This is a genomic window from Halobacillus sp. ABH2_015, assembly GCF_056158945.1.
The window spans coordinates 1,259,302-1,279,345 of the sequence record NZ_JBSWUG010000002.1 but is presented as its reverse complement, the minus strand read 5'-3'; the positions used below and the strand labels follow the sequence as shown (position 1 = coordinate 1,279,345).

The 20,044-nt window shown below is 50.0% G+C and carries 24 protein-coding genes and 1 riboswitch; of the genes, 5 read left to right on the top strand and 19 right to left on the bottom strand.

Annotation, left to right across the window (positions count from 1 at the left end):
- The first annotated feature begins 141 nt into the window (after positions 1 to 141).
- A complete protein-coding gene (locus ACXAD6_RS06800; protein ID WP_474968228.1) occupies positions 142 to 951 on the top strand; it encodes a ZIP family metal transporter in 810 nt (269 codons plus the stop codon).
- Between the two features lie 36 nt (positions 952 to 987).
- Here the strand turns inward: ACXAD6_RS06800 and ACXAD6_RS06795 are convergent, their stop codons facing one another.
- The 9 genes from ACXAD6_RS06795 to ACXAD6_RS06755 all read right to left on the bottom strand — a co-directional run bounded on the left by ACXAD6_RS06795 (position 988) and on the right by ACXAD6_RS06755 (position 6,661).
- A complete protein-coding gene (locus ACXAD6_RS06795) occupies positions 988 to 1,128 on the bottom strand; it encodes a hypothetical protein (RefSeq protein ID WP_474968227.1) in 141 nt (46 codons plus the stop codon).
- 155 nt (positions 1,129 to 1,283) lie between these two features.
- Positions 1,284 to 2,303 carry a thiazole biosynthesis adenylyltransferase ThiF gene (locus ACXAD6_RS06790; RefSeq protein WP_474968226.1) on the bottom strand — a complete coding sequence of 340 codons (1,020 nt, stop codon included), beginning with the start codon at positions 2,301 to 2,303 and terminating at the stop codon, positions 1,284 to 1,286.
- A complete protein-coding gene (locus ACXAD6_RS06785) occupies positions 2,300 to 3,067 on the bottom strand; it encodes a thiazole synthase (RefSeq protein ID WP_474968225.1) in 768 nt (255 codons plus the stop codon). The genes ACXAD6_RS06790 and ACXAD6_RS06785 overlap by 4 nt, the downstream gene beginning before the upstream one ends.
- A gap of 2 nt (positions 3,068 to 3,069) precedes the next feature.
- Positions 3,070 to 3,273, bottom strand: a complete 204-nt coding sequence (gene thiS / locus ACXAD6_RS06780; protein WP_474968224.1) for a sulfur carrier protein ThiS — start codon at positions 3,271 to 3,273, stop codon at positions 3,070 to 3,072.
- Positions 3,274 to 3,285: 12 nt separating this feature from the next.
- Positions 3,286 to 4,395, bottom strand: a complete 1,110-nt coding sequence (gene thiO, locus ACXAD6_RS06775; RefSeq protein ID WP_474968223.1) for a glycine oxidase ThiO — start codon at positions 4,393 to 4,395, stop codon at positions 3,286 to 3,288.
- Positions 4,396 to 4,399: 4 nt separating this feature from the next.
- Positions 4,400 to 4,999, bottom strand: coding sequence for a thiazole tautomerase TenI (gene tenI, locus ACXAD6_RS06770; protein WP_474968222.1), 600 nt, complete (start codon positions 4,997 to 4,999; stop codon positions 4,400 to 4,402).
- Positions 4,996 to 5,691 (bottom strand): thiaminase II, encoded by a 696-nt coding sequence (gene tenA, locus ACXAD6_RS06765; protein WP_474968221.1) that lies wholly within the window; start codon positions 5,689 to 5,691, stop codon positions 4,996 to 4,998. The genes tenI and tenA overlap by 4 nt, the downstream gene beginning before the upstream one ends.
- Before the next feature lie 109 nt (positions 5,692 to 5,800).
- Positions 5,801 to 5,908, bottom strand: a riboswitch (TPP riboswitch).
- Positions 5,909 to 5,952: 44 nt separating this feature from the next.
- Positions 5,953 to 6,393: an NUDIX domain-containing protein gene (locus tag ACXAD6_RS06760; RefSeq protein ID WP_474968220.1), complete on the bottom strand. Its 441-nt coding sequence runs from the start codon at positions 6,391 to 6,393 to the stop codon at positions 5,953 to 5,955.
- Positions 6,394 to 6,499: 106 nt separating this feature from the next.
- A complete protein-coding gene (locus ACXAD6_RS06755; protein WP_474968219.1) occupies positions 6,500 to 6,661 on the bottom strand; it encodes a hypothetical protein in 162 nt (53 codons plus the stop codon).
- Between the two features lie 92 nt (positions 6,662 to 6,753).
- Between ACXAD6_RS06755 and ACXAD6_RS06750 the strand changes: the two genes are divergently transcribed.
- Entirely contained in the window at positions 6,754 to 7,002 is a 249-nt protein-coding gene (locus ACXAD6_RS06750) for a hypothetical protein (protein ID WP_474968218.1), read from the top strand.
- Between the two features lie 50 nt (positions 7,003 to 7,052).
- Positions 7,053 to 7,286: a hypothetical protein gene (locus ACXAD6_RS06745; protein WP_474968217.1), complete on the top strand. Its 234-nt coding sequence runs from the start codon at positions 7,053 to 7,055 to the stop codon at positions 7,284 to 7,286.
- 271 nt (positions 7,287 to 7,557) lie between these two features.
- On the opposite strand, the gene ACXAD6_RS06740 is transcribed toward ACXAD6_RS06745, so the two are convergent.
- The 4 genes from ACXAD6_RS06740 to ACXAD6_RS06725 all read right to left on the bottom strand — a co-directional run bounded on the left by ACXAD6_RS06740 (position 7,558) and on the right by ACXAD6_RS06725 (position 11,387).
- Positions 7,558 to 8,016, bottom strand: a complete 459-nt coding sequence (locus ACXAD6_RS06740) for a 2-thiouracil desulfurase family protein (RefSeq protein ID WP_474968216.1) — start codon at positions 8,014 to 8,016, stop codon at positions 7,558 to 7,560.
- Between the two features lie 545 nt (positions 8,017 to 8,561).
- On the bottom strand, positions 8,562 to 9,494 hold the full coding sequence (egtD, locus tag ACXAD6_RS06735; RefSeq protein WP_474968215.1) for an L-histidine N(alpha)-methyltransferase: 933 nt from the start codon (positions 9,492 to 9,494) through the stop codon (positions 8,562 to 8,564).
- Positions 9,491 to 10,741, bottom strand: coding sequence for an ergothioneine biosynthesis protein EgtB (egtB, locus tag ACXAD6_RS06730; RefSeq protein ID WP_474968214.1), 1,251 nt, complete (start codon positions 10,739 to 10,741; stop codon positions 9,491 to 9,493). Before egtB ends, egtD begins: the two co-directional genes overlap by 4 nt.
- 13 nt (positions 10,742 to 10,754) lie before the next feature.
- Positions 10,755 to 11,387, bottom strand: a complete 633-nt coding sequence (locus ACXAD6_RS06725; protein WP_474968213.1) for a flavodoxin family protein — start codon at positions 11,385 to 11,387, stop codon at positions 10,755 to 10,757.
- Positions 11,388 to 11,550: 163 nt separating this feature from the next.
- On the opposite strand from ACXAD6_RS06725, the gene ACXAD6_RS06720 reads away from it, so the two are divergent.
- Positions 11,551 to 12,057 (top strand): peroxiredoxin family protein, encoded by a 507-nt coding sequence (locus ACXAD6_RS06720; protein ID WP_474968212.1) that lies wholly within the window; start codon positions 11,551 to 11,553, stop codon positions 12,055 to 12,057.
- A 102-nt stretch (positions 12,058 to 12,159) separates the two neighbouring features.
- Here ACXAD6_RS06720 and ACXAD6_RS06715 read toward each other — a convergent pair whose 3' ends face one another.
- From ACXAD6_RS06715 to nagE, 5 genes are read right to left on the bottom strand one after another with little or no spacing between them, the layout of a single operon-like run.
- On the bottom strand, positions 12,160 to 12,873 hold the full coding sequence (locus ACXAD6_RS06715; protein ID WP_474968211.1) for a sugar isomerase domain-containing protein: 714 nt from the start codon (positions 12,871 to 12,873) through the stop codon (positions 12,160 to 12,162).
- A 10-nt stretch (positions 12,874 to 12,883) separates the two neighbouring features.
- Entirely contained in the window at positions 12,884 to 13,606 is a 723-nt protein-coding gene (gene phnF, locus ACXAD6_RS06710; RefSeq protein WP_474968210.1) for a phosphonate metabolism transcriptional regulator PhnF, read from the bottom strand.
- 6 nt (positions 13,607 to 13,612) lie between these two features.
- Entirely contained in the window at positions 13,613 to 14,350 is a 738-nt protein-coding gene (gene nagB, locus ACXAD6_RS06705) for a glucosamine-6-phosphate deaminase (protein ID WP_474968209.1), read from the bottom strand.
- Entirely contained in the window at positions 14,350 to 15,522 is a 1,173-nt protein-coding gene (nagA, locus tag ACXAD6_RS06700) for an N-acetylglucosamine-6-phosphate deacetylase (protein ID WP_474968208.1), read from the bottom strand. Before nagA ends, nagB begins: the two co-directional genes overlap by 1 nt.
- Positions 15,515 to 17,446: an N-acetylglucosamine-specific PTS transporter subunit IIBC gene (gene nagE / locus ACXAD6_RS06695; RefSeq protein WP_474968207.1), complete on the bottom strand. Its 1,932-nt coding sequence runs from the start codon at positions 17,444 to 17,446 to the stop codon at positions 15,515 to 15,517. Before nagE ends, nagA begins: the two co-directional genes overlap by 8 nt.
- Positions 17,447 to 17,745: 299 nt before the next feature.
- Here nagE and ACXAD6_RS06690 point away from each other — a divergent pair, with 299 nt between their 5' ends.
- Positions 17,746 to 19,161, top strand: a complete 1,416-nt coding sequence (locus ACXAD6_RS06690; RefSeq protein WP_474968206.1) for an alanine/glycine:cation symporter family protein — start codon at positions 17,746 to 17,748, stop codon at positions 19,159 to 19,161.
- Positions 19,162 to 19,610: 449 nt separating this feature from the next.
- Here the strand turns inward: ACXAD6_RS06690 and ACXAD6_RS06685 are convergent, their stop codons facing one another.
- The gene (locus ACXAD6_RS06685) at positions 19,611 to 19,910 is read right to left on the bottom strand and encodes a TIGR04104 family putative zinc finger protein (RefSeq protein ID WP_474968205.1); all 300 of its coding nucleotides are present in this window, start codon (positions 19,908 to 19,910) and stop codon (positions 19,611 to 19,613) included.
- Between the last annotated feature and the right edge of the window lie 134 nt (positions 19,911 to 20,044).

The following is a 20,044-nucleotide window of genomic DNA, read 5'->3' as shown; positions in this document are numbered from 1 at the left end:
ACAAAAGATTCGGAAGGTTTTTAAAGACACCAGAAAGGTTAAAGGAACGCAGGCTGTATTTTTGACGTTTTTTCTTAACGTATGTAAAATGACCGCATAAACAAATTTTGCACGAAGGCAACTTTTAGAAAGGTGATAACTATGATTGAAGCGTTTCAAGATATGAACCCTGTGATGCAGGCCTTTATCGGTACTCTTTTTACGTGGGGCATGACAGCTCTCGGAGCCGCTCTCGTCTTCTTCGTAAAGGGGACGAATCAAAAGTTTCTCGATAGTATGCTGGCTTTTGCCGGCGGGGTGATGATTGCGGCGAGTTACTGGTCATTGCTTGCACCGGCTATTGAAATGTCTGAGAATGGTCCTGTACCAAGCTGGATTCCAGCCCTTGTCGGTTTTTTACTGGGCGGAGCCCTTCTATTGATGATTGACCGGATGCTTCCGGCTTTGGATACAGATAAGTATTTGAATGACATCAAGGATAACCGTGCTAAAAATCGGACCGCCCTGCTCATTTTTTCCATGACGCTGCACAACATCCCGGAGGGACTTGCCGTCGGTGTAGCCTTTGGTGCGCTTGCCTCGAGCGGAACGGAATCGACGCTTGCCGGAGCGGTCGCCCTGGCGCTTGGTATCGGTATTCAAAACTTCCCGGAAGGTACAGCCGTATCCATGCCGCTCCACCGTGACGGGATGGGCAAGAAGAAAAGCTTTATGTTCGGGCAGTTTTCCGGCATGGTCGAACCAATCGCGGCCGTCGTTGGTGCGGTTGCTGTGATTTTCATCGAACCGATTCTCCCCTATGCGTTAAGCTTCGCTGCCGGGGCGATGATTTTCGTCGTGGCTAAGGAAATCATCCCGGGTTCTCATGAAAAAGGGAACGTGAACCTCGCTTCGATCAGTCTCATGCTCGGTTTCGCCATCATGATGACGCTCGATGTCGCGCTGGGGTAACGATGTGCTTACCTATTGGAAAAACTGCTCCCTATATTATGCAGAGTGGTCACCTTCCGCTTTTTGGTGGATGCTTGCCGCGGGCACGGCCTCAGCTGACTTGGGCAGGAAAACCACCTGCCCAAGTGGATCTTCGGTCCGCGCTGTTCCCGCAGGCGTCACCACCAAACACTTCACGAGACCTTACTAAATGACGAGATGAAAATAGGGATGGGTTGACTTGAACGCTCATCAGCTTAAAGCGGTTTGCCGGAGCTTCAGGAGGCATTAGAAAAGAACACGTGCTCTCTACAAATGGAAAAAAGCTCAGAGACAGGGTCTCTGAGCTTTTTTTATCCTGTATACCGATGATAGAGGGTTTTCGCTTCGGCTACACTCTGGGTTCCGTGAATGAGGGCGCGTCCGTCTTTAAAGAACACCATCCGCTTATCCCCGGTCGTAAACGAAAGCAGGTACGGGTTCTGTTCCACCTTGCCGTCCTGACCGGACAGGGTCTCGGCGAGCACGGTCAGGTTCCATTCCTGCTTCGATGCCGGGCGGATCTGCACAGAGTCACGCCCGCAGAGGACAGCTGTCTTCATCTGCTGGTCATAGGATAAGAACGGATAGGATGCCTCTCGGCCGCAGGACGGACAGTCATCCTTTTTCACGCTGGAGACGCCGATGGCTGAATGCTGGTTCGTCCATAGATCAAAAGAAACGAGTTTCTTCCTGACAGCGTCCCAGTCTTCGACTAACAGTTTCATAGCTTCTGCTGTCTGATGAGCGGTCACCATCTGGACCGCTGGACTGATAATACCTGCGGTGTCACATGTCAATCCTCCAAGCGGCACCTGCTCCATCAAGCAGTGCAGGCACGGCGTTTCTCCCGGAAGAATGGTATAGCTGATGCCGTAGCTCCCGACACAGGCCCCGTAAATCCACGGGATCTGATGCTTTTGGGCAAGATCATTGATGATCATCCGGATATCAAAATTATCAGTGGCATCAATGATGACATCAACGCCCTCCAGAAGGGGCTCCAGTTCAAGCGGTGTCGCATCGACGACTTTTGCATCAATGATGACATCACTGTTTACCTGCTCCAGCCTCTGCCGGGCAGCGACCGCTTTCGGAAGCCGGGTCTCTGCGTCTTTTTCTGTATACAGCTGCTGACGCTGAAGATTGCTCCATTCCACATAATCCCTGTCAAGGATCGTCAGTTTTCCCACCCCGGCGCGCACAAGATTTTCAGCGGCTCCGGTTCCGAGGGCACCTGCCCCGATGATCAGTACATGTTTGCTGCTGATTTTCTCCTGCCCCTTTTCCCCGATGGGCTGGAACAGAGTCTGTCTTGAATATCGGTCGTTCATGTTCGGCTCATTCCCTCCATTGGACTGCTGGCCGCAGCATAACGCTTTTTCGGGATCCTCCCTGCTTCAAATCCAAGCCGTCCTGCCTGTATGGCAAGCTTCATCGCTTCCGCCATTTTCACAGGATCATCGGCGGCAGATACAGCAGTATTCAACAGCACACCATCAGCGCCAAGTTCCATCGCCGCTGCTGCATCGGCTGGTGAACCGATGCCCGCATCCACAATGACCGGCACTTCGGCCTGTTCAATAATCAAATCCAGCTGATGCGGATTGAGAATCCCCTGCCCTGACCCAATCGGGGACGCCCCTGGCATTACGGCGTGGGCTCCCATTTCTTCCAGTCGTTTTGCAAGGACGACGTCATCCGACGTATAAGGAAGAACCGTAAAGCCTTCCTCCAACAGCATTTCCGTCGCCTTCAACGTTTCGACCGGATCGGGCAGAAGCGTTTTTTTACAGCCGATTACTTCTACCTTAATCATATCGCAAAGTCCGGAAGAATTGGCTAATTTTGCATGCCGCACCGCCTCTTCAGCATTTTCCGCCCCTGCCGTGTTAGGCAGAAGTGTATAACGGCCGACATCGAGCTGTTGAAGCAGGTCCGGCTGCTGCGGTTCAAAAATATTCATTCTCCGGACGGTAAAGGTAAGGATATCGGTTTCCGATACGTCTACAGCCTTTTTCTGCGTTTCAAAATCAGGATATTTCCCTGTCCCCAACAGCAGTCGTGAGTTAAACGTGAAATTTCCAATCTTAAGCATGATTATCCCCCTCCTACGAATTGGACCAGTTCCATTTGATCGCCTTCATGCAGCTGTGAATGGCCGTGCTCGCTTTTTTCTAAAATGGTGTCGTTCAGTTCCACCATCACCACCCGGTTATCCAATTGAAAGTGGCTCAGAAGCGTACGGACATCAGCCAGGTGGTCAGGAATCTCATGCCACTCGCCGTTAATTTTCACATTCATGATGATCCTCCTTTATAACGTGATGAAGCTTTGTCCACTCGTCACCCAGTCCGGCTCCACCGGCTTCCCTTCGATTTGGTCCGCCACCAGCGTTCCAGTCACCGCCGAAAGCAGGATGCCGTTCCGGTAATGGCCTGTCGCCAGCCACAGCCCCTCTTTTTCAGGATGTGGACCGACATAAGGAATGCCGCTTTTCGTCTGCGGCCGGATTCCGGCCCACGTAGCTTCCATTTCGGCATTCCGAAGTGAAGGAACGAGGCGTCGGGCTTTTTCCATCAATTGAAAAAGGCCCTCTACAGTAACGGACTCGTCGAAGGAACCCACCTGTTCAGTGGCGCCGATAACGAGGCGGTTTCCCGCCTTCGGAACGATGTAGCAGCCTTTTGTGAAAAGGGTCCCTGTGATGAGCGGCCGTTTCGTCCGGACAGAAAAGCACTCCCCTTTGACCGGGTACGTTTCCACAATGGTGCGTTCAGCATTCAAAAGCGAAGCACTCCACGCCCCGGCCGCTGCGATGACCGCATCCCCTGTATACGTGCCTCCGATGGTGTTGACTCCAATGATCCGACCGTTTTCTTCCACCAAACCGGTGACGTCCGTGTGTTCCAGGAAATCCGCGCCGAGCGCTGCGGCCGAAGCCGCATACGCTTTTGTCAGCTTTGGTGCGTCTACCTGTCCGTCTTCCGGCAGGTATAATGCTCCTGTAATCCTGTCGGAAAGAGACGGCTCTGTATCACGCATTTCATCACGATCGATCCACCGGGCTGTTTCACCGACCGCTTCCTGCGATTTCCCCAGCTGCTTCCACGCTTCCTTTTCCTCATTCGTAAGGGCAATTTTATACAACCCTTTCTGCTGGAGTCCGATATCCACCCCGCTGAGTTCTTTCAATTCAGCTGCAAGAGAAGGAAACATCGCCCGGCTCGTTCTCGCCATTTGAAAAAGCGGATCGTCCCCTTTCCATTCGGACTGAGCCCCAAGCATGCCGGCGGCGGCGCTTGATGCTTTCTGTCCAGTTTTCCCCCGGTCGATGACGAGGACTTTTTTCTGCCGCTTAACCAGCTGATACGCAATAGAATTCCCAATCACTCCACCACCCACAACAATTGCGTCATAAAACATCCCTTCATCTCCTTCCCAGTCGGTATTGATAACGGCGGACCGCCTTTTCCGCATCGTCTGCTAATAGAATGCCGGATAGTACAGCCGCTCCCGACGCTCCAAAGGGCTGAAGACGGCTGACATTTTCCGGTGTCAATCCCCCTATCGCGGTGACAGGCAGCGAGACTGCCTGTGTGACCCTCTGCAGAGCCTCGAGCCCGCGTCCCGCCGATCCAGGCTTGGATGCTGTCTCAAAGACATGTCCGAACAAAATAAAATCTGCTCCCCGTTTTTCTGCAGTGACAGCTTCTTCTACAGAATGGACCGAACACCCGGCGTTTAAAAAAGGAAAAGCCCGCTTAACCTCTTCGACCGGAAGACTGTGTCCGGCCAGCTGCACGTGAGGCACTGCTTTTGCCACGGCTACATCCACCCTGTCATTGATGACGAGCTTTTCGGTTGGAAACCCAAGGTCTGTCAAAGCATCTACAGTATCCGCCACTTCACTTGCGGACCACTGCTTTTCACGAAGATGGAAGAAATCAATCATCGGTTCAATCGCAGCCACCCTTGTGCACAGTTCCTCCCTGGACTGCCGCCCTGTGGAAATGACGTGCAGTTTCATTCACGTCCGGCTGCGATCGACTGTTTTAAATCAAACGGCCATTCCTCCATACGGTAAGCCATTTCCCAGAACATATATTCATACTGACTGCTGATGATAAACAATTCCTTCATCCGGGATCTGCCGGCATCTGTTTTCGCTTCAGCCAGTTCATCAAGGCGCTCGATCTGCTCTTCTACAAGCGTCCGGAACCAATCCCCTCCGTAAGCCGCAATCCATTCCTGATAGACCGGTTCTTCCGGTGACGATTCTTTCAAATGTTCGCCGACTTCATAATACAGCCAGTAGCACGGAAGAATCGTCGCAATCACATCCCCTAAGTCCCCGTTATACGCTCCTCTGTACATATGGGACGCATACGCATAGGCCGTTGGTGACGGTTTGAACTGCTCCCGCTCTTCCTGCGTAATGCCCAGCTGCTTCGAAAAATTCTCATGAAGCCCAAGCTCAGCTTCATACGTACTTTGAGCATGAGACGCCATATTGGCCATGACAGCCATATCTTCAGACTTTGCAGCTCCCAGTGACTGGACACGGGCAAAATGAGACAAGTAATACGAATCCTGAAGCACATAATAACGGAACTTTTCGAGAGGAAGCGTTCCCTCTCCAATCCCTGTGACAAAAGGATGGTGAAAACTTCCCTCCCAAATCTCATCCACGGCCTTTCTGATTTCTTCTGAAAATGTCATATCCACTCTCTCCTTTGTTGAACGATCCGCCACTGATTTTTTCCACTAAAAAAGCCACTTTCCCCGGCATAGGAAAAGTGGCTGATATACATTTATTTTCATAGACATGTATAGGTATCGGCCACTTCCCTACGCTGGTATAAACCAGATCAGGTTCCAAGAGTCTTAAAGCATCACTTTAATCTCAGCCTTTGAGAAGGCACCCCTAGTGGATCGCTCGTTATTCAATTCCCTTTCATCGTAACACGTTAGAATTTTTTGTCAAAAACAGATTTTCGACTGCCGTTCCACGGCTTTCTGGATACTGTTGGCGGTCCATGGAGGAATCGGGACGGGACTCTCGTTCAGACCCGGCTCGACCCAGACCATGTCCCCCACTTCTTCCGGACTCTTTATATAGGGCTCTCCTGTGAAATCCGTAGTCAAAAACACGATATTCAGAACCTGGATATCCCCGATTAAAAAAGAATTGCTGTGTACATAGGTAAGGTCCCCATCCAAAGTGAGGCCGATCTCCTCTTTAATTTCACGGCGGACGTTATCTTCCAGCACATCAAGGGAATCCGGACTGAACTCCATTTTCCCTCCAGGCAGCGAATACAATCCTCCCGCGTGCTCCTCTTCCGGTGACCTTTGAATAAGTAGAATATGGTCCTCTTTCATAATGGCCGCTTCTACGTTTATGATATAAGAATACGACATATACAAACTCCTTCCCCCACCAAATTCGACACACCGCTTCAAACTCCTCCCCTTCATGAAGAAAAGATTTTTGAGCATATTCATTGTGTCTCTTTATTATAAACCGTTACACAGAACGGATAATAACGTCTTTGACTTTCTGCATCGCTCCATTAATGGCAGAAGCCTTCAGGGAAGCGAGGTAGACAACGACACCTGCTCCTTCTTCCACCTTACCAAAGCGCTGGATATCCACGATAATGGTCCTCTGCAGGGAAGGACAAGTCATTTCATTTCATTCTAAAAACACCCGCCCTTTTCAGGACGGGTGTTTTTTTATGCTCATCTCAGGTAAAATATGGCTCGGAGAGGAGGAAAACAATGACACAACTGAAAGTCCTTTCGGCGTGGAACATCCTTCCCGCTGCGCTTTTGATCACTGCCGGATGGTTTCTGTTGGATGACAATCCATCCAACACCTACACGGGATCCCTCTTTCTTATCCTGTTCTGGACAGTGAAAAGCGGACTGGACGCCTGGAGGTATCACTTGATCCGCCAAAATAAGCATGCCATTTTAAACTTCGGCTTTACCGCTGTCAGTCTTGTCTTGTTGTTTTATGTCCTCTAAGGGAAGGCAGCATTTAAAGAGAATCATCCACTTATAAGGAGCGGATACATATGTTAAAAAAGATTCGAATCCTCTTATCAGTCATAATCATCCTTTTGTCCGGCTACGGATTATGGACAGATAAATCAGGAGACCTTTTGTCTTTCACTCTCGCAGGTTTAGCCATTCTTATGGTTATCCTTGGCCTTGAAGAACAAAAAGAAACAACTAAAAAGCGTGCCTCCATTTATTATGCGGTCTCTGTTTTCTGTCTGTTTACTTCCATAGCCGGATTCATCCAATAATAAGAGTCCCTTTAGATGAGATCCCTATTCCTGCAAACGCGACTTAAACATCCTAGACCGCATAAGGGAAGGCGACGTGGAGTGTTCGATGGTGACGCCTGCGGAAAAGCATGAGGTGAAGATCCACTTGGGCAGGTGGTTTTCGTACCCAAGTCAGCTGAGGCCGTGCCCGCGGCGGGCATCCACCGATCAGCGGAGCGTGACAATCGCAGTCCCCCCCCTCGAGGAGAAAAGCTTTTTCTACATGAGGAGAGCCCCTGGAGAGGGCTCTTTACACCAACGTATGGATAAAATCAATTTCACTCATCACCTGTATGCCGTTCCGTTCAAGCAGGGCCGCCGTGACCCCTTTTCCGGTAACCTGTCTCCCGCTGAACGTGCCGTCATAGACGAGGGTACTGCCGCAGGACGGGCTTCCCTCCTTCAACACTACCGTATCAATCTGCAGATCTCTTACCGTTTCCAACGTCAAATAAGCCCCTCTTATGTACGACTCTGTTACATCGGTTCCTGTCTTTTCCATTACACGGGCCCGGCCTTTCAGGACATCCTCTCCATCACCGCCGATAATCTCTGCCGGAGGGCGCGGGACCATGAATCCTCCCAGCAGTTCCGGGCAGGCGGGAACCGCTTTCTTTTCCAATATTAATTTTTGAATTTTCTCCTGGAGGCAGTCGGTGCCATCGTAGCGCACTTTCATACCAGCCAGACAGGAACTGATCAAAATCACCCTTCTTTTCCTCCCTTTATCTTTTATTAAAGCTCTGTTAAAGTCTGTTGTTGATATTTTAAACGATTACTAAATCGTTTCCGTCTGGAATTAGGGGTCCGGTCCGTTGTTTACTCAGAGCGTGGGATGCCAGGGAAAACCGTCCGCTTTCCGCGGGGAACGATGAGCCTCCTCGAACTTCGTTCTCCGGGGTCTCCCCTTGTTCCTTTTTCCCGCAGGAGTCTACCTGTTTTCCCTGCCATCCCTTTCGTAGTGGTGTAACGGACTTCGGTTATGTCCTTTCTAACTACCCTTCTTTGAAGAGGCGGCCTTGGGAATGGCGGGACTCCTGTGGGATGAAGGTACATCGTGAGACCCCGGAAGGCGCTGCCTGAGGAGGCTCACGGTACCCCACGGAAAGGGAGTCATTCCCAAGGCCGCCTCCTACAAATCCCATAACAGAAAGAGATGATCTGAGCTCATATGTTAAATACCAACACCAAGCAATAACAGAGCTTTATTAAAAAGAAAGTCCAGACCCTGCTGACAGAGTCCGGGCCTTCCACCTAAACCACTTCCATCAGACAGACACTAAAATACTCTCTTTCATCTGATACGACACGCTGAAGCAGAAAACCGCTCGATCTGCCCAGTTGAATCATATCTTCCGGATCATATTTATAGGAGTTCTCTGTATGGATTCTTTCCTGCTTTTTCATCTCAATGGTATACCCGCCGACGGAAAGAACCTGATCCCTGACGCTTTCCAGGTGCATTTCAATTCTCCCGGCAGTTGAATTATAAAGAGCCACATGAGAAAAACTCTCCACATCAATCGATGCTCCATGTTCACGATTCATCCTTGTGATCAAGTTTTTATTAAACGCTGCGGTCACCCCTGCCGCATCATCATAAGCGGCTTCTATGATCGTTTCGTCTTTTTTGCGATCAACTCCGAGGATCAGCTGATCGCCGGGTTGCAGGAGGCTTCGGATATTTCCGAGAAAACGCTCTGCCTCCTCCGGTTCAAAATTTCCGATCGTAGAGCCTGGGAAGAAAACGACTTTCTTCTTCCCCTTCAAATCAGGGAGTGTAAACGGCTGTGTATAGTCCGCACTGACGCCTTGAATATGAATCCCCGGATACGATGTCTGCAGCTGAGTCACCGTATCCGCCAGAAATTCTTCAGAAATATCGATGGGAATATAGCTTTCAATGTTCTTCACATGATCCAGCAGAATTTTCGTCTTTTTACTGCTGCCGCTGCCCAGCTCAATCAGGGCGGATGGTTCATGGAAAACGGATTTCCATGCACTCAGGTTTTCCAGAAGAATCTGCGCTTCTGTCCGTGTCTGGTAATACTCCGGCAGATCTGTAATCTGTTCAAACAGCTGTGACCCCTGCTCATCGTATAAAAATTTAGAGGAAATCCATTTCTTTTCTTCTAAAAGACCGGTGAGAATATTGGATGGCGCCTTTACATTCAAATGCGTCTTCATACATCCTCCGCCAATCGGATACCGCTGAACTGCCAGCGCATCTGCGGATGGAAAAAGTTCCGGTACGTCGCCCGGATGTGGGACTGCGGTGTAACACAGGCGCCTCCACGGAGAACGATCTGGTTCGCCATGAATTTGGCATTGTATTCACCAAGAGCTCCGTCCAGTGGTTTATTTCCCGGGTAGGGAACGTATGGGCTCTGTGTCCATTCCCACACATCGCCGTATGCCTTTTCGATCGTTCCATCTCCCTTATAAATGGAATGCGGCTGATACTGCTCATGCTCCATAAAGTGACCGTCCACCTCAAGCGCTTCCATGGCATGCTCCCACTCCTGTTCTGTCGGAAGCCTGTGCCCGGACCATCTCGCATACGCGTCGGCTTCGTAAAAGCTGACATGGCTGACCGGAGCATCCAGATCAATTTTCTGCAGACCGGAAAGTGTGAACATGTGCCATTCCCCGTCTTTATTCACCCAGTACTGAGGATGCTTCCACTGATGTTCCTTCACCGTTCCCCAGCCGTCCGAAAGCCAGTGCTCGGGCTGTTCATAGCCACCTGCCTCCATAAACTGCATGAACTCCCCGTTTGTTACCGGCCTGTTGGCAATGCGGTACGGATGAAGGTACGTTTTGTGGCGCGGACCTTCATGGTCAAAAGCAAACCCCTCCCCGTTATGACCGATTTCCGCGACCCCTTCTTCGAATTCAAAGAACGAAAGCTCAGGAGCACGGCCATAGGAAGCATCCACCTGCTCCTTGAATACCGGATAAAGCGGGTTATAGGAAAAGTTGTATTTGATGTCCATTAAGATGAGCTCCTGGTGCTGCTGTTCGTGCTGCAGACCGATTTCCACAAGCCCGTCAATATCTGCGTCACCGACACGTCCGGCAAGCAGGCGGCTCATTTCCTGATCCACATGACGGCGGTAATCCATCGTTTCCTCCACAGTCGGGCGGGTAATCAAACCACGCCTCTCCTGCGGGTGGAATTCTCCGACGGTTTCATAGTAGGAGTTGAAGAGGAATAGGAACGCCTCGTTATAATGCCGGTAATCAGGAATGTACACTTCCAGAATGAATTTCTCGAAAAACCATGTCGTGTGCGCCAGGTGCCATTTCGCCGGACTCACATGCTTAGCCGCCTGGACGACAAAGTCTTCCGTCTTCAGCGTTGCAACAAGCTTCTCTGTGAATGTTCTCGTTTCTGTATAGACACTTAATACACTTTGATGGGTCGTTTCCATATAGCAGCTCCTTTTACTCTGTGGTATTCCCAACAGCAGGAATAGGGTTTTCCTTGAAAATACGGGCCAGGTGTAGCGTATTGTAGGCAAGCATCTTCACATGACCTTTTGTAAACTCATTCTCCTGTCCGCCGCCTTCATCCAGATAAGACGCGCCGGGACCGGCTTCTCCGACCCAGTAGGCATCCACATTCGGCGGAATGACGAAACCGATATGGGAAAGCCCGTAAATAATGGAGGCAGCGGCGTGCTTCGCTCCATCTTCGTTCCCGGTAATGACGACGCCTCCGACTTTGTTGTAGTAGACCGCCTGCCCTTTTTCATTCGTTTCACTGCTGCTTCCATACAAACGTTCCATCGCCACGCTTGCGATGCTGCTTTTCTCCCCGAGCCAGAGCGGTGTTCCGATCAGAAGGATGTCCGCTTCTTTGACCTTTTCAAAAATCTCCGGCCACTGGTCTCCGCCCCCGAGGTCCTTCGCCACGCCGTTTGGAATATGATAATCCGCCAGACGGACCGTTTCCGTATGTACCCCTTCGTTCTCCAGAATATCGAGTACCTCCCGCCCGAGAGCTTCGGTATGAGATGTTTCATCCGATGTTTTCTTTAAGCTGCAGTTCAAGATCAGCGCTTTCAAATCTGCCATCGTTTCAAACCTCCTTATAAGTATATTGAATCCTTTTTCCCTTCTGCCTTTATTTTAATCCTGCTTTTTCCAATTTGTAAGGTAAATGACAAAATCTTTACACATGTTTACATTTGAATGTGGGCATTTTAGGAGAGAAGAATGGATGAAGGAGTGTGTATGAATGTTCAAATTGAATGACAAAGCGCCTGATTTCACCCTTCCGAAAATTACCGGCGGGGAATTCTGTTTCTCTGAGGATTTAAAAAGCCATGACGAGGATCACTGGCATTTGATTATATTTTTCCGTGGATCGTGGTGCCCTGCCTGCATGAGCGAGCTCGATCAGCTGGAAAAGGACCAGGGATACTTCAACGATAAAAAGATCCATCTGATTACTGTGACTCACGACGAAAAAGCCGATCTTGAAAAAATGCAGGAGGAGCATCAATTCAGCTTTCCTGTGCTGAATGATACGGACTTCCAGTTTTTAAAAGACTACCAGGTGCACTTCCACGATGAAGATGCGCCTTACGAAGACCACGGCACGCACGGAGACCCGGCCTACTTTCTGACCGATGCTGAGGGACGGGTGTTGTACCAGCAGAGACAGACGAGTCCATTCGGTCGTCCGGCACCGACAGAACTGAGGAAAATCATCCAGTATATCCGCAGCAACTTAAAAGGCTGAACACAAAAATCCCGTCCGGTGAACGAAACCTGTTCACCGGACGGGATTTTTGATTTTCCTTATTCCACGAACCGCCATGCATACTGAAAACGTGCTTTCACGTTAAAAACGAATCTGGGTATAATGCTTCATCATTCTTTGGTTATGTTCGTCAGAGCCATCTACATTCCCGCTTTTGAATATCGGCACTTCCTTACCGCTCTCCTCCAAGTGATGAATGGTGCGGGTCAAAAGCTCGTGGATGATAGCCGTCCCAAGTACCGTGGATACGGGGGAATGATCCGTTTCCTTCCCTTTCATGACTGCGTCACCGACCGGAACTTCCATATCAATCACATCCTCAGCCCTATCTTCCAGCCGCTTCCCGGAATCCAGCCGGGAAGGCTGGGAGTCAGCATAACGGAGCGATGTCAGAGCTGTTGTGTACACACCCATCTCCCTGAAAAATTCCGCTGCTTCCACTGGAGCCGGATTTCGGCCTGAGGTGGAGATGATCAGTACCGCATCTCCAGGCTGTACGTCTTCCTTTTCCAGATACGGACCGACAAAACCGGGGGTTCTTTCATATTGGCTTGCCTGCACGGCGCCCTTATGAAGCATGAGCGGCTCGATGAGTATCGGACGGACCGGAACGAGACCGCCGGCCCGGTAATACGCTTCCTGGGCAATCAAACTGGAATGCCCACAACCGAACGTATGAATCACACCGCCCCTGCTGATTACTTCCGCATAACGACGACTGATGGCTTCAAAAGCCTCTGACTGGCGCCCTGCCAATGACTGCAGGCGGCGGGTCACATCCAATAAGTAACTCATGACATCCTCCTTACCGCTCAATATCACTGATGAACTTATAGCGATCCGCCCTGTAGGTGGATTTGACGACTTCGAACGGAACTTTGTTATCAAGATAACTGCAACGCTCAATATGGAGAACAGGCGAGTGGGCTTCAATATGAAGATCTCCACTGTCTTTTTCATCGGCCGCACGGGCTTCAATCTCCTGACGCGCATGACTAATTCTAAAATCAAGCACGTTCTCCAAATACTCATACATCGATCCCTGGACGATTTCCTCTGTAAGATCCGGAAGCAGAGAAACAGGAAGAAAAGACGTTTCCACTGCCATCGCCTGTTTGTCAGCGAATCGGATTCGTTTGACGGCATACACCTCCCCGCCATCTTCAAGGTTCAATTTAGAGGCAATGTCCTGAGGGGCCTGTATTACATCAAACGATAACAGACGGCTGGATGAACTCATGCCGCGCAGCTTCATGTCCTCGGTAAAGCTTGTCAGCCCTTTCAGAGGCTGTTCAATTTTCTTTTCTGCGACGAACGTTCCTCTTCCCTTTTCCCTGTACAGGATGCCGTCGTTGACCATGTTGGATACGGCCTGTCTGACGGTCATCCGGCTCACTTGAAAGCGTTCCGACAACTCTCTTTCCGAAGGGATCATATCTCCCGGATGGAACGTTCCTTCCTTGATTTCCTGCTTTAAAAACTCTTCAATTTGATAATACATCGGGAGCGGATGATTCTTTTTCAGCACAATCCCTCACCCTTTCTCGTTTACTAACGCATAAGCCTCACGGTCGACGATCAGCGTCAAATCATGATGCTCTTTCAAGGAGGAAGCCGGAAACTGCTCATCCCTCTCCCCGTAAATCAGCTGACGGATCGCTTCAGCCTTGCGCTTTCCGGAGGCCAGCAGAATGATTTTTTTACTTTTATGAATGGATTGAATCCCCATCGTAACCGCATGCGTCGGTACTTCCTCCATTGTATCAAAAAAACGGGCATTCGCCTGACGCGTAGAAGGCGTCAATTCCACGACATGGGTGCCGCTCTCAAATGACGTTCCCGGCTCATTGAAACCGATATGGCCGTTTTCGCCGATGCCAAGCAGCTGCAGGTCCGGCGGGCCGATCTGATCAATGACCTGCTCATACCGTTCACACTCCTCAGTAAGGATCCCTGCCTTGCCATCAGGAATGTAGGTGTTGGCTTTCTGGATGTTCACCAGGTCAAAGAGATGCTCGTTCATAAAACAGCGGTAGCTTTGATGGTGATCCGGACTCAAGCCGACGTATTCATCCAGGTTCAACGTAGAAACCTGGCTGTAGTCCGTCTCTCCTTTTTCATAACTCTTTACAAGCTCCCTGTACGTTCCAAGGGGTGTGCTGCCTGTAGCTAAACCGAGGACAGAGGCAGGGTCTTTCTTCACCTGGCTGTCAATGATCTCTCCCGCTTTTCTACTGAGTTCCTCATAGTTGTTCGTAACGATGATTTCCATTACTGCCCCTCCTCTGCGTTGTAGCTGATCGTTCCTCTGCACATGGTAAGGGTGACATTTCCTTGTTCATCCAACAGCACAAGGTCGGCATCCTTTCCTTGTTCGATGCTCCCCTTACGGTCTTCGACACCAAGCTGGACGGCGGCGTTCCAGGAAGTGATACTGACTAGTTCCTGCCATGACAATCCAGCGTCCTGTTTCATCTTTTTAGCGGCTTCCTCCAACGTTAAAATGCTGCCGGCAAGGGTTCCATCGGACAACCTGGCTTCATTGTTTTCTACAAAAACATCCTGCCCGCCAAGATCATAGGTCCCCGGCGGAAGACATTTGGCACGCATCGCGTCTGTGATCAAAACCGACCGTTCGCTTCCGATATTCTGATACGCTAATTTGACGGCATCCGGATGGACATGAATATGATCGACAATCATTTCCACGAGCAGACGGTCATTCATAAAGGCGGCGCCTACAAGTCCGGGCTCCCGGTGATGCAGGCCGCTCATCTGGTTGTACAAGTGCGTGACATGACGCGCTCCTTTTTCGACGGCTTCTGTTACCTGATCGAAACGCGCATCGCTGTGACCGAGCGAGCAGACCACACCTGTCCGGCTCACGTCTTCAATGAAAGCAGAGGCCCCCTCGGTTTCAGGGGCAACCGTAACAAGCTTGATGTGACCGCGGCTTTCCTGCTGCCATTCGTGAAACAACTCGACGGATGGTTTGATAATGTGATCCGGATGCTGGGCGCCGGCCTTTTTCTCTGAAATGAACGGACCTTCCAAGTGGATGCCGAGCATTTCGGCACCCTCGCCGGGGACCTGGGATTCCTTGAATGCCCCAGCGTTTCTGATAGCTTTCGTTATGTTTTCGCGTGACTGGGTCATCGTCGTCGCAAGGAAGCTGGTCGTTCCTTCTTCCGGCAGCTGTACACTCATGCCATGGAGCGCTTCCGGCACAGCATCCATCACGTCATGCCCAGCCGCTCCATGGATGTGTACATCAATGAACCCAGGGAGCATCCTCCGGCCTTTCCCATCAACAACTGTTCCAGAGCTTTTCAGTGTCCCAGTCGAAACTTCAGCGATTTTCCCCTCTTGGATCCGCACAGAGCCGGATGAGATGGTACGGTCAGTGAAAACGATGTCCACATTCGTCATGACCATTTCATTCATTGCCATCGTCCTCCTTTTCACTGGTGACTTCCACAATCTCTTTATCTCCACGATCTGCTGTTCCCTGCTTGAGCACATGGACGACTTCATTCTCCAGGTTCGTGAAAATAATCGGTGTAATGACGGACGGTGCTTCCTTCTTCACGTCATCAAGAGCCACCTGCAATAACGGCGTTCCTTGATCGACAAGACCGCCGGCTTCAACAAGAGCTTCGAATCCTTTCCCTTGAAGTTTCACCGTATCCAGACCAACGTGAATCAACAGTTCAAGACCTTTATCTGTTTCCAGACCAACCGCATGCTTCGTCGGGAAGACTTGGACTACTTTTCCTTTTACCGGAGAAGTGATGGTGCCGTCGGCAGGTTCCACTGCAAGACCCGGCCCCATCATGCCTTCTGCAAAGACTTGGTCCGGTACTTCTTCAAGCGGTAGAATTCGTCCATTGACCGGCATGGCGAACTCTTCTTTGTTTAATGTTCGTCCGGTAGATCCAGGAGCTTTTTCCTTTTCGGCCCTTGGAGCAGAGGAAACCGTCATTCCTGGGTTCTGCATCTGTTTCTTCATAGCTTCCGCTACAAACTCCACCGTCGTTCCAACGATGACCTGCAGATTGTTACGGCCGATCTTCATTACGCCGCGGGCGCCGGAACGCTTCAAAGCGGGTTCATTGACAATGTCACGGTCCTTCATTTCAAGACGTAGACGGGTTGTACAATAGTCGAGCGTTTCAATATTATCTCTACCACCAAGAGCTTCTAAATAATGATAAGCTTTGGCTTCATATTCGTCTGCTCCATCTTCCACCTCTGTCTGCACTTCTTCATCGTCTTCACGACCTGGTGTTTTCAAGTTTAATTTGATGATCAGGAAGTAGAAAACAAAGAAATAGACGGCAGCCATAAACAAGCCAATCAAAATAAGAGTGAACGGGTTTTGGGCAATATTGTAATTCAATACGTAGTCGATCAACCCGGCAGAAAATCCAAAACCGTGACGAACATCAAAGAGGTAGGCCAGAATCATCGATACTCCTGTTAAAGCAGCGTGTACAACATAAAGGAGTGGAGACAGGAACATGAAGGAAAATTCGATCGGCTCTGTTACACCTGTCAGGAACGATGTCAGACCGATACTGAGGAACATCCCCCCGACGGCTGCCTTGCGTTCTTTTTTCGCTGCGGCATACATAGCGAGACAAGCTGCCGGCAGACCGAACATCATGACAGGGAAGAATCCGGCCAGGAAGCTTCCTGCAGACGGATCGCCGTTCAAGAAGCGGTTGATCTCCCCGCGCACGACCTCTCCGCTTTCTGTTGTGAACGTACCAAAATCAAACCAGATCAATGTATTCATCACATGGTGCAGTCCGACTGGAATCAACAGACGGTTTAAGAATCCGTAAATACCGACACCAGCGGCTCCACCATTTAATATCCAGTCCGCTGTTGAATCCAACAAGGCCTGCGGATAGACCCAGACATAACCCAGAACAAAAGCGGCGACAACCATAACCGCGGACGTAATGATGGGTACAAATCGTTTTCCTCCGAAAAATGATAAAAATTCCGGGAACTTCACATCATTGTAGCGGTTGTAAAGCAAACCAGCCGCAATCCCGGCGATCACCCCGGCAAAAACGCCCATCTTTACATCTTCATTTATGGCACCGATTCCATTATCAAGAACCAGATACCCGACGGCACCCGCCAAAGCGGCGGCTCCGCTTCCATCCTTCGACAAACCCATCGCAATTCCGATGGCGAATATAAGGGCAAGGTTGCCTAGAATTCCGTTTCCCGCTGCTGTAATGAACGGAAGATCGAGAAAATCCTCCATCCCGAGCCTGACAAGCAGGGCAGCAGCCGGCAGCGTAGCAATCGGAAACATGAGCGACTTTCCGATTCTTTGTAAAAAGTTCAACATGATGGTGTACCTCCTCTAAAATATGAAAACGTTTCATTGAAGCTATCGTACCACCATCCCCTTATAGTTGTCTATACCAGTTTAAATTATTAGAATATTTAAACTTAAAGCGATTCTAAAAGGTCGGTCCCCACCATTCTCCTCTTTTCTACAAACTTTTGTGTTTTTTTACAAATGTAAGCGCTTAGAATTTCACATCTACACAAATAGTTATAGAAACAGGAATGGTAAAGTGTGAAAGGAGAAACCGTTTACATCCACCACACAACAACGTATCAACCGATTTCAGGGGGGATTTCATGCTGGAACTATTAAATCAAATCAACGATGTCCTATGGGGAACACCCAGTCTTATACTATTATTCGGGACAGGCTTATTTTTAACGGTGATGCTGCGGGGACTGCAGTTCCGAAAGCTTTTTTATGCCTTCAAGCTCGCCTTCACAAAAGAGGAAAAAACGGATCAAACCGAAAGTGCCGAAGGAGATATCAGTAACTTCAAAACGCTGATGACGGCTTTATCGGCGACAATCGGAAATGGAAACATTGCCGGTGTGGCTACGGCACTGACACTCGGTGGGCCTGGAGCGATCTTCTGGATGTGGATTGTCGGTCTTCTCGGGATGGCTACCAAGTATGCTGAAGCCCTGCTTGCCATGAAATACCGCGTAAAAAATGAAAATGGCGAATACTCCGGGGGACCGATGTATTACGTGGAACGCGGGCTTGGAAGCAAGTGGAAATGGCTCGCTGTCGCTTTCGCCTTCTTCGGTGCCTTTGCTGCACTCGGGATCGGCAACAGTGTGCAGTCCAACACCATTGCGGATGTGATGAACGAAAGTTTTCATATCAATGGCTGGATTACGGGAACGGTGCTCGTCCTGTTTACGGCCCTGATCATTTTCGGCGGGATTCAGCGGATCAGTACGGTGGCCGGATTTTTTGTACCGGTCATGGCTTTTCTGTACATAGGCGGAGCCCTGCTGATAATTACGATGAACTACAATGCGATCATACCGGCGTTTGAGATGATCTTCACCTACGCTTTCCAACCTATTTCTGCGGTCGGCGGTTTTGCTGGTGTCGTCGTTATGGAAGCTGTCCGGAGCGGGGTTTCCAGAGGAATCTTTTCCAACGAAGCAGGACTTGGTACAGCTGCTTTGATTGCGGGGAATGCCAAAACCGACCACCCGGTAAAACAGGCGCTTGTAGCGATGACCGGTACGTTTATTGTGACGATCATCGTTTGTACAATGACAGGACTTGTCCTTCTCATGACCGGATTCTGGGACCCGTCCGGCGGAGATATTTCAGGCGTCCAGCACGCGTCCGGCCTTGACGGTGGTGCGCTTACCAGTGCAGCCTTCGGTCATGCGCTGGGAACTGTCGGGGAATATATCGTCGCCTTTTCGGTGATCTTTTTCGGGTTCTCAACGATTGTAGGCTGGTATATGTATGGGGAGAAATGCTTTGAATACCTGGCTGGATTGAAGTATATCGTGCCTTACCGTCTTGTTTACGTCGGGGCCACTTTCATGGGGGCTGTCATGCAGCTGGATCTTGTCTGGGCCTTCGCCAACATGGCCAACGCGCTTATGATGATTCCGAACTTAATCGCGCTCCTGCTGCTTTATAAAGTGATTGTCAGAGAGACCGATTCGTTCTTTAACGATTATTTGATGAAACCTCATCACAGCAGCCGGAAAGCAAGCTGACTAAGCAAAGACCTGCCATATCGGCAGGTCTTTTCATTTGATGGAAAACGTTTGTATGTCCATTGTCTCCAGGAACATTGACCATTCCCTTTCCGCATACAATCGTTGGATCCTACTCGGGACAACCATTTCTGTTTGTGCCGTGTTGATGGTCACGTTCCGCTTATCGGTGGGTGCTTGCCGCGGGCACGGCCTCAGCTAACTTGGGCAGGAAGAACATCTGCCCAAGTGGATCTTCGACTCGCGCTGTTCCCGCAGGCGTCACCACCAAACGCTCCTCGTAACCACACCTAATGATCAGGTTTAAGTATTGGTTAGCGACGTCTATTTATTTGGATATACAAAACCTCATCTTCACTCGAACAGGAGTCTGATGAAAAAGGAGAGTTTTTTGGTAGCGGAAGGGAAAAAGAAACGTCTGCGGGGGATCTTCCCAACAGACGTTTACTTTACCAAAGCGCTTCTTCTTTACTCGTCAGTTCCACCATCCATGGAAAAGCGGTTAAAAAGCCGGCTTCCGCTGTAAAAAGCAGAGCCAGTCCAACAGCTATCGAGACATCCATCACAAGGGCAAACGGCAGGACCGATAATGGCATCATATGAAAAAGCGATACTTTGCGCATGCTTTTCCGGGATTGGAACTGCTTCTCGCCGCAGAACTGGCAGACCGCTCCGCGATCCCTGCGTATGGACAGCCTCTGGGTATCTTTCCAAGGCCATTCATGCCCACAATTTCTGCATACAGGCATTCTTCACGCCCCCTTTTTCTCTTTTTCTAAACGATCATGGCACCGGACCTCTCTATGGCCTTGCCAGGACCTTCCCATTACGAGAAAAATCGCTGCTATGGATAGAGAGCTGCCAGCTTATGAAAGGGTTCGAC

Coding starts and splice junctions, on each gene's coding strand:
- ACXAD6_RS06690 (WP_474968206.1), top strand. CDS start 17,746: ATGCTGGAACTATTAAATCAAATCAACGATGTCCTATGGGGAACACCC.
- ACXAD6_RS06745 (WP_474968217.1), top strand. CDS start 7,053: ATGTTAAAAAAGATTCGAATCCTCTTATCAGTCATAATCATCCTTTTG.
- egtD (WP_474968215.1), bottom strand. CDS start 9,494: ATGAAGACGCATTTGAATGTAAAGGCGCCATCCAATATTCTCACCGGT.
- tenA (WP_474968221.1), bottom strand. CDS start 5,691: ATGACATTTTCAGAAGAAATCAGAAAGGCCGTGGATGAGATTTGGGAG.
- ACXAD6_RS06755 (WP_474968219.1), bottom strand. CDS start 6,661: ATGACTTGTCCTTCCCTGCAGAGGACCATTATCGTGGATATCCAGCGC.
- nagA (WP_474968208.1), bottom strand. CDS start 15,522: ATGAATGAAATGGTCATGACGAATGTGGACATCGTTTTCACTGACCGT.
- ACXAD6_RS06750 (WP_474968218.1), top strand. CDS start 6,754: ATGACACAACTGAAAGTCCTTTCGGCGTGGAACATCCTTCCCGCTGCG.
- ACXAD6_RS06785 (WP_474968225.1), bottom strand. CDS start 3,067: ATGCTTAAGATTGGAAATTTCACGTTTAACTCACGACTGCTGTTGGGG.
- nagE (WP_474968207.1), bottom strand. CDS start 17,446: ATGTTGAACTTTTTACAAAGAATCGGAAAGTCGCTCATGTTTCCGATT.
- tenI (WP_474968222.1), bottom strand. CDS start 4,999: ATGAAACTGCACGTCATTTCCACAGGGCGGCAGTCCAGGGAGGAACTG.
- thiO (WP_474968223.1), bottom strand. CDS start 4,395: ATGTTTTATGACGCAATTGTTGTGGGTGGTGGAGTGATTGGGAATTCT.
- ACXAD6_RS06715 (WP_474968211.1), bottom strand. CDS start 12,873: ATGAGTTACTTATTGGATGTGACCCGCCGCCTGCAGTCATTGGCAGGG.
- ACXAD6_RS06720 (WP_474968212.1), top strand. CDS start 11,551: ATGTTCAAATTGAATGACAAAGCGCCTGATTTCACCCTTCCGAAAATT.
- ACXAD6_RS06800 (WP_474968228.1), top strand. CDS start 142: ATGATTGAAGCGTTTCAAGATATGAACCCTGTGATGCAGGCCTTTATC.
- ACXAD6_RS06725 (WP_474968213.1), bottom strand. CDS start 11,387: ATGGCAGATTTGAAAGCGCTGATCTTGAACTGCAGCTTAAAGAAAACA.
- ACXAD6_RS06760 (WP_474968220.1), bottom strand. CDS start 6,393: ATGTCGTATTCTTATATCATAAACGTAGAAGCGGCCATTATGAAAGAG.
- thiS (WP_474968224.1), bottom strand. CDS start 3,273: ATGAATGTGAAAATTAACGGCGAGTGGCATGAGATTCCTGACCACCTG.
- ACXAD6_RS06790 (WP_474968226.1), bottom strand. CDS start 2,303: ATGAACGACCGATATTCAAGACAGACTCTGTTCCAGCCCATCGGGGAA.
- nagB (WP_474968209.1), bottom strand. CDS start 14,350: ATGGAAATCATCGTTACGAACAACTATGAGGAACTCAGTAGAAAAGCG.
- ACXAD6_RS06685 (WP_474968205.1), bottom strand. CDS start 19,910: ATGCCTGTATGCAGAAATTGTGGGCATGAATGGCCTTGGAAAGATACC.
- egtB (WP_474968214.1), bottom strand. CDS start 10,741: ATGGAAACGACCCATCAAAGTGTATTAAGTGTCTATACAGAAACGAGA.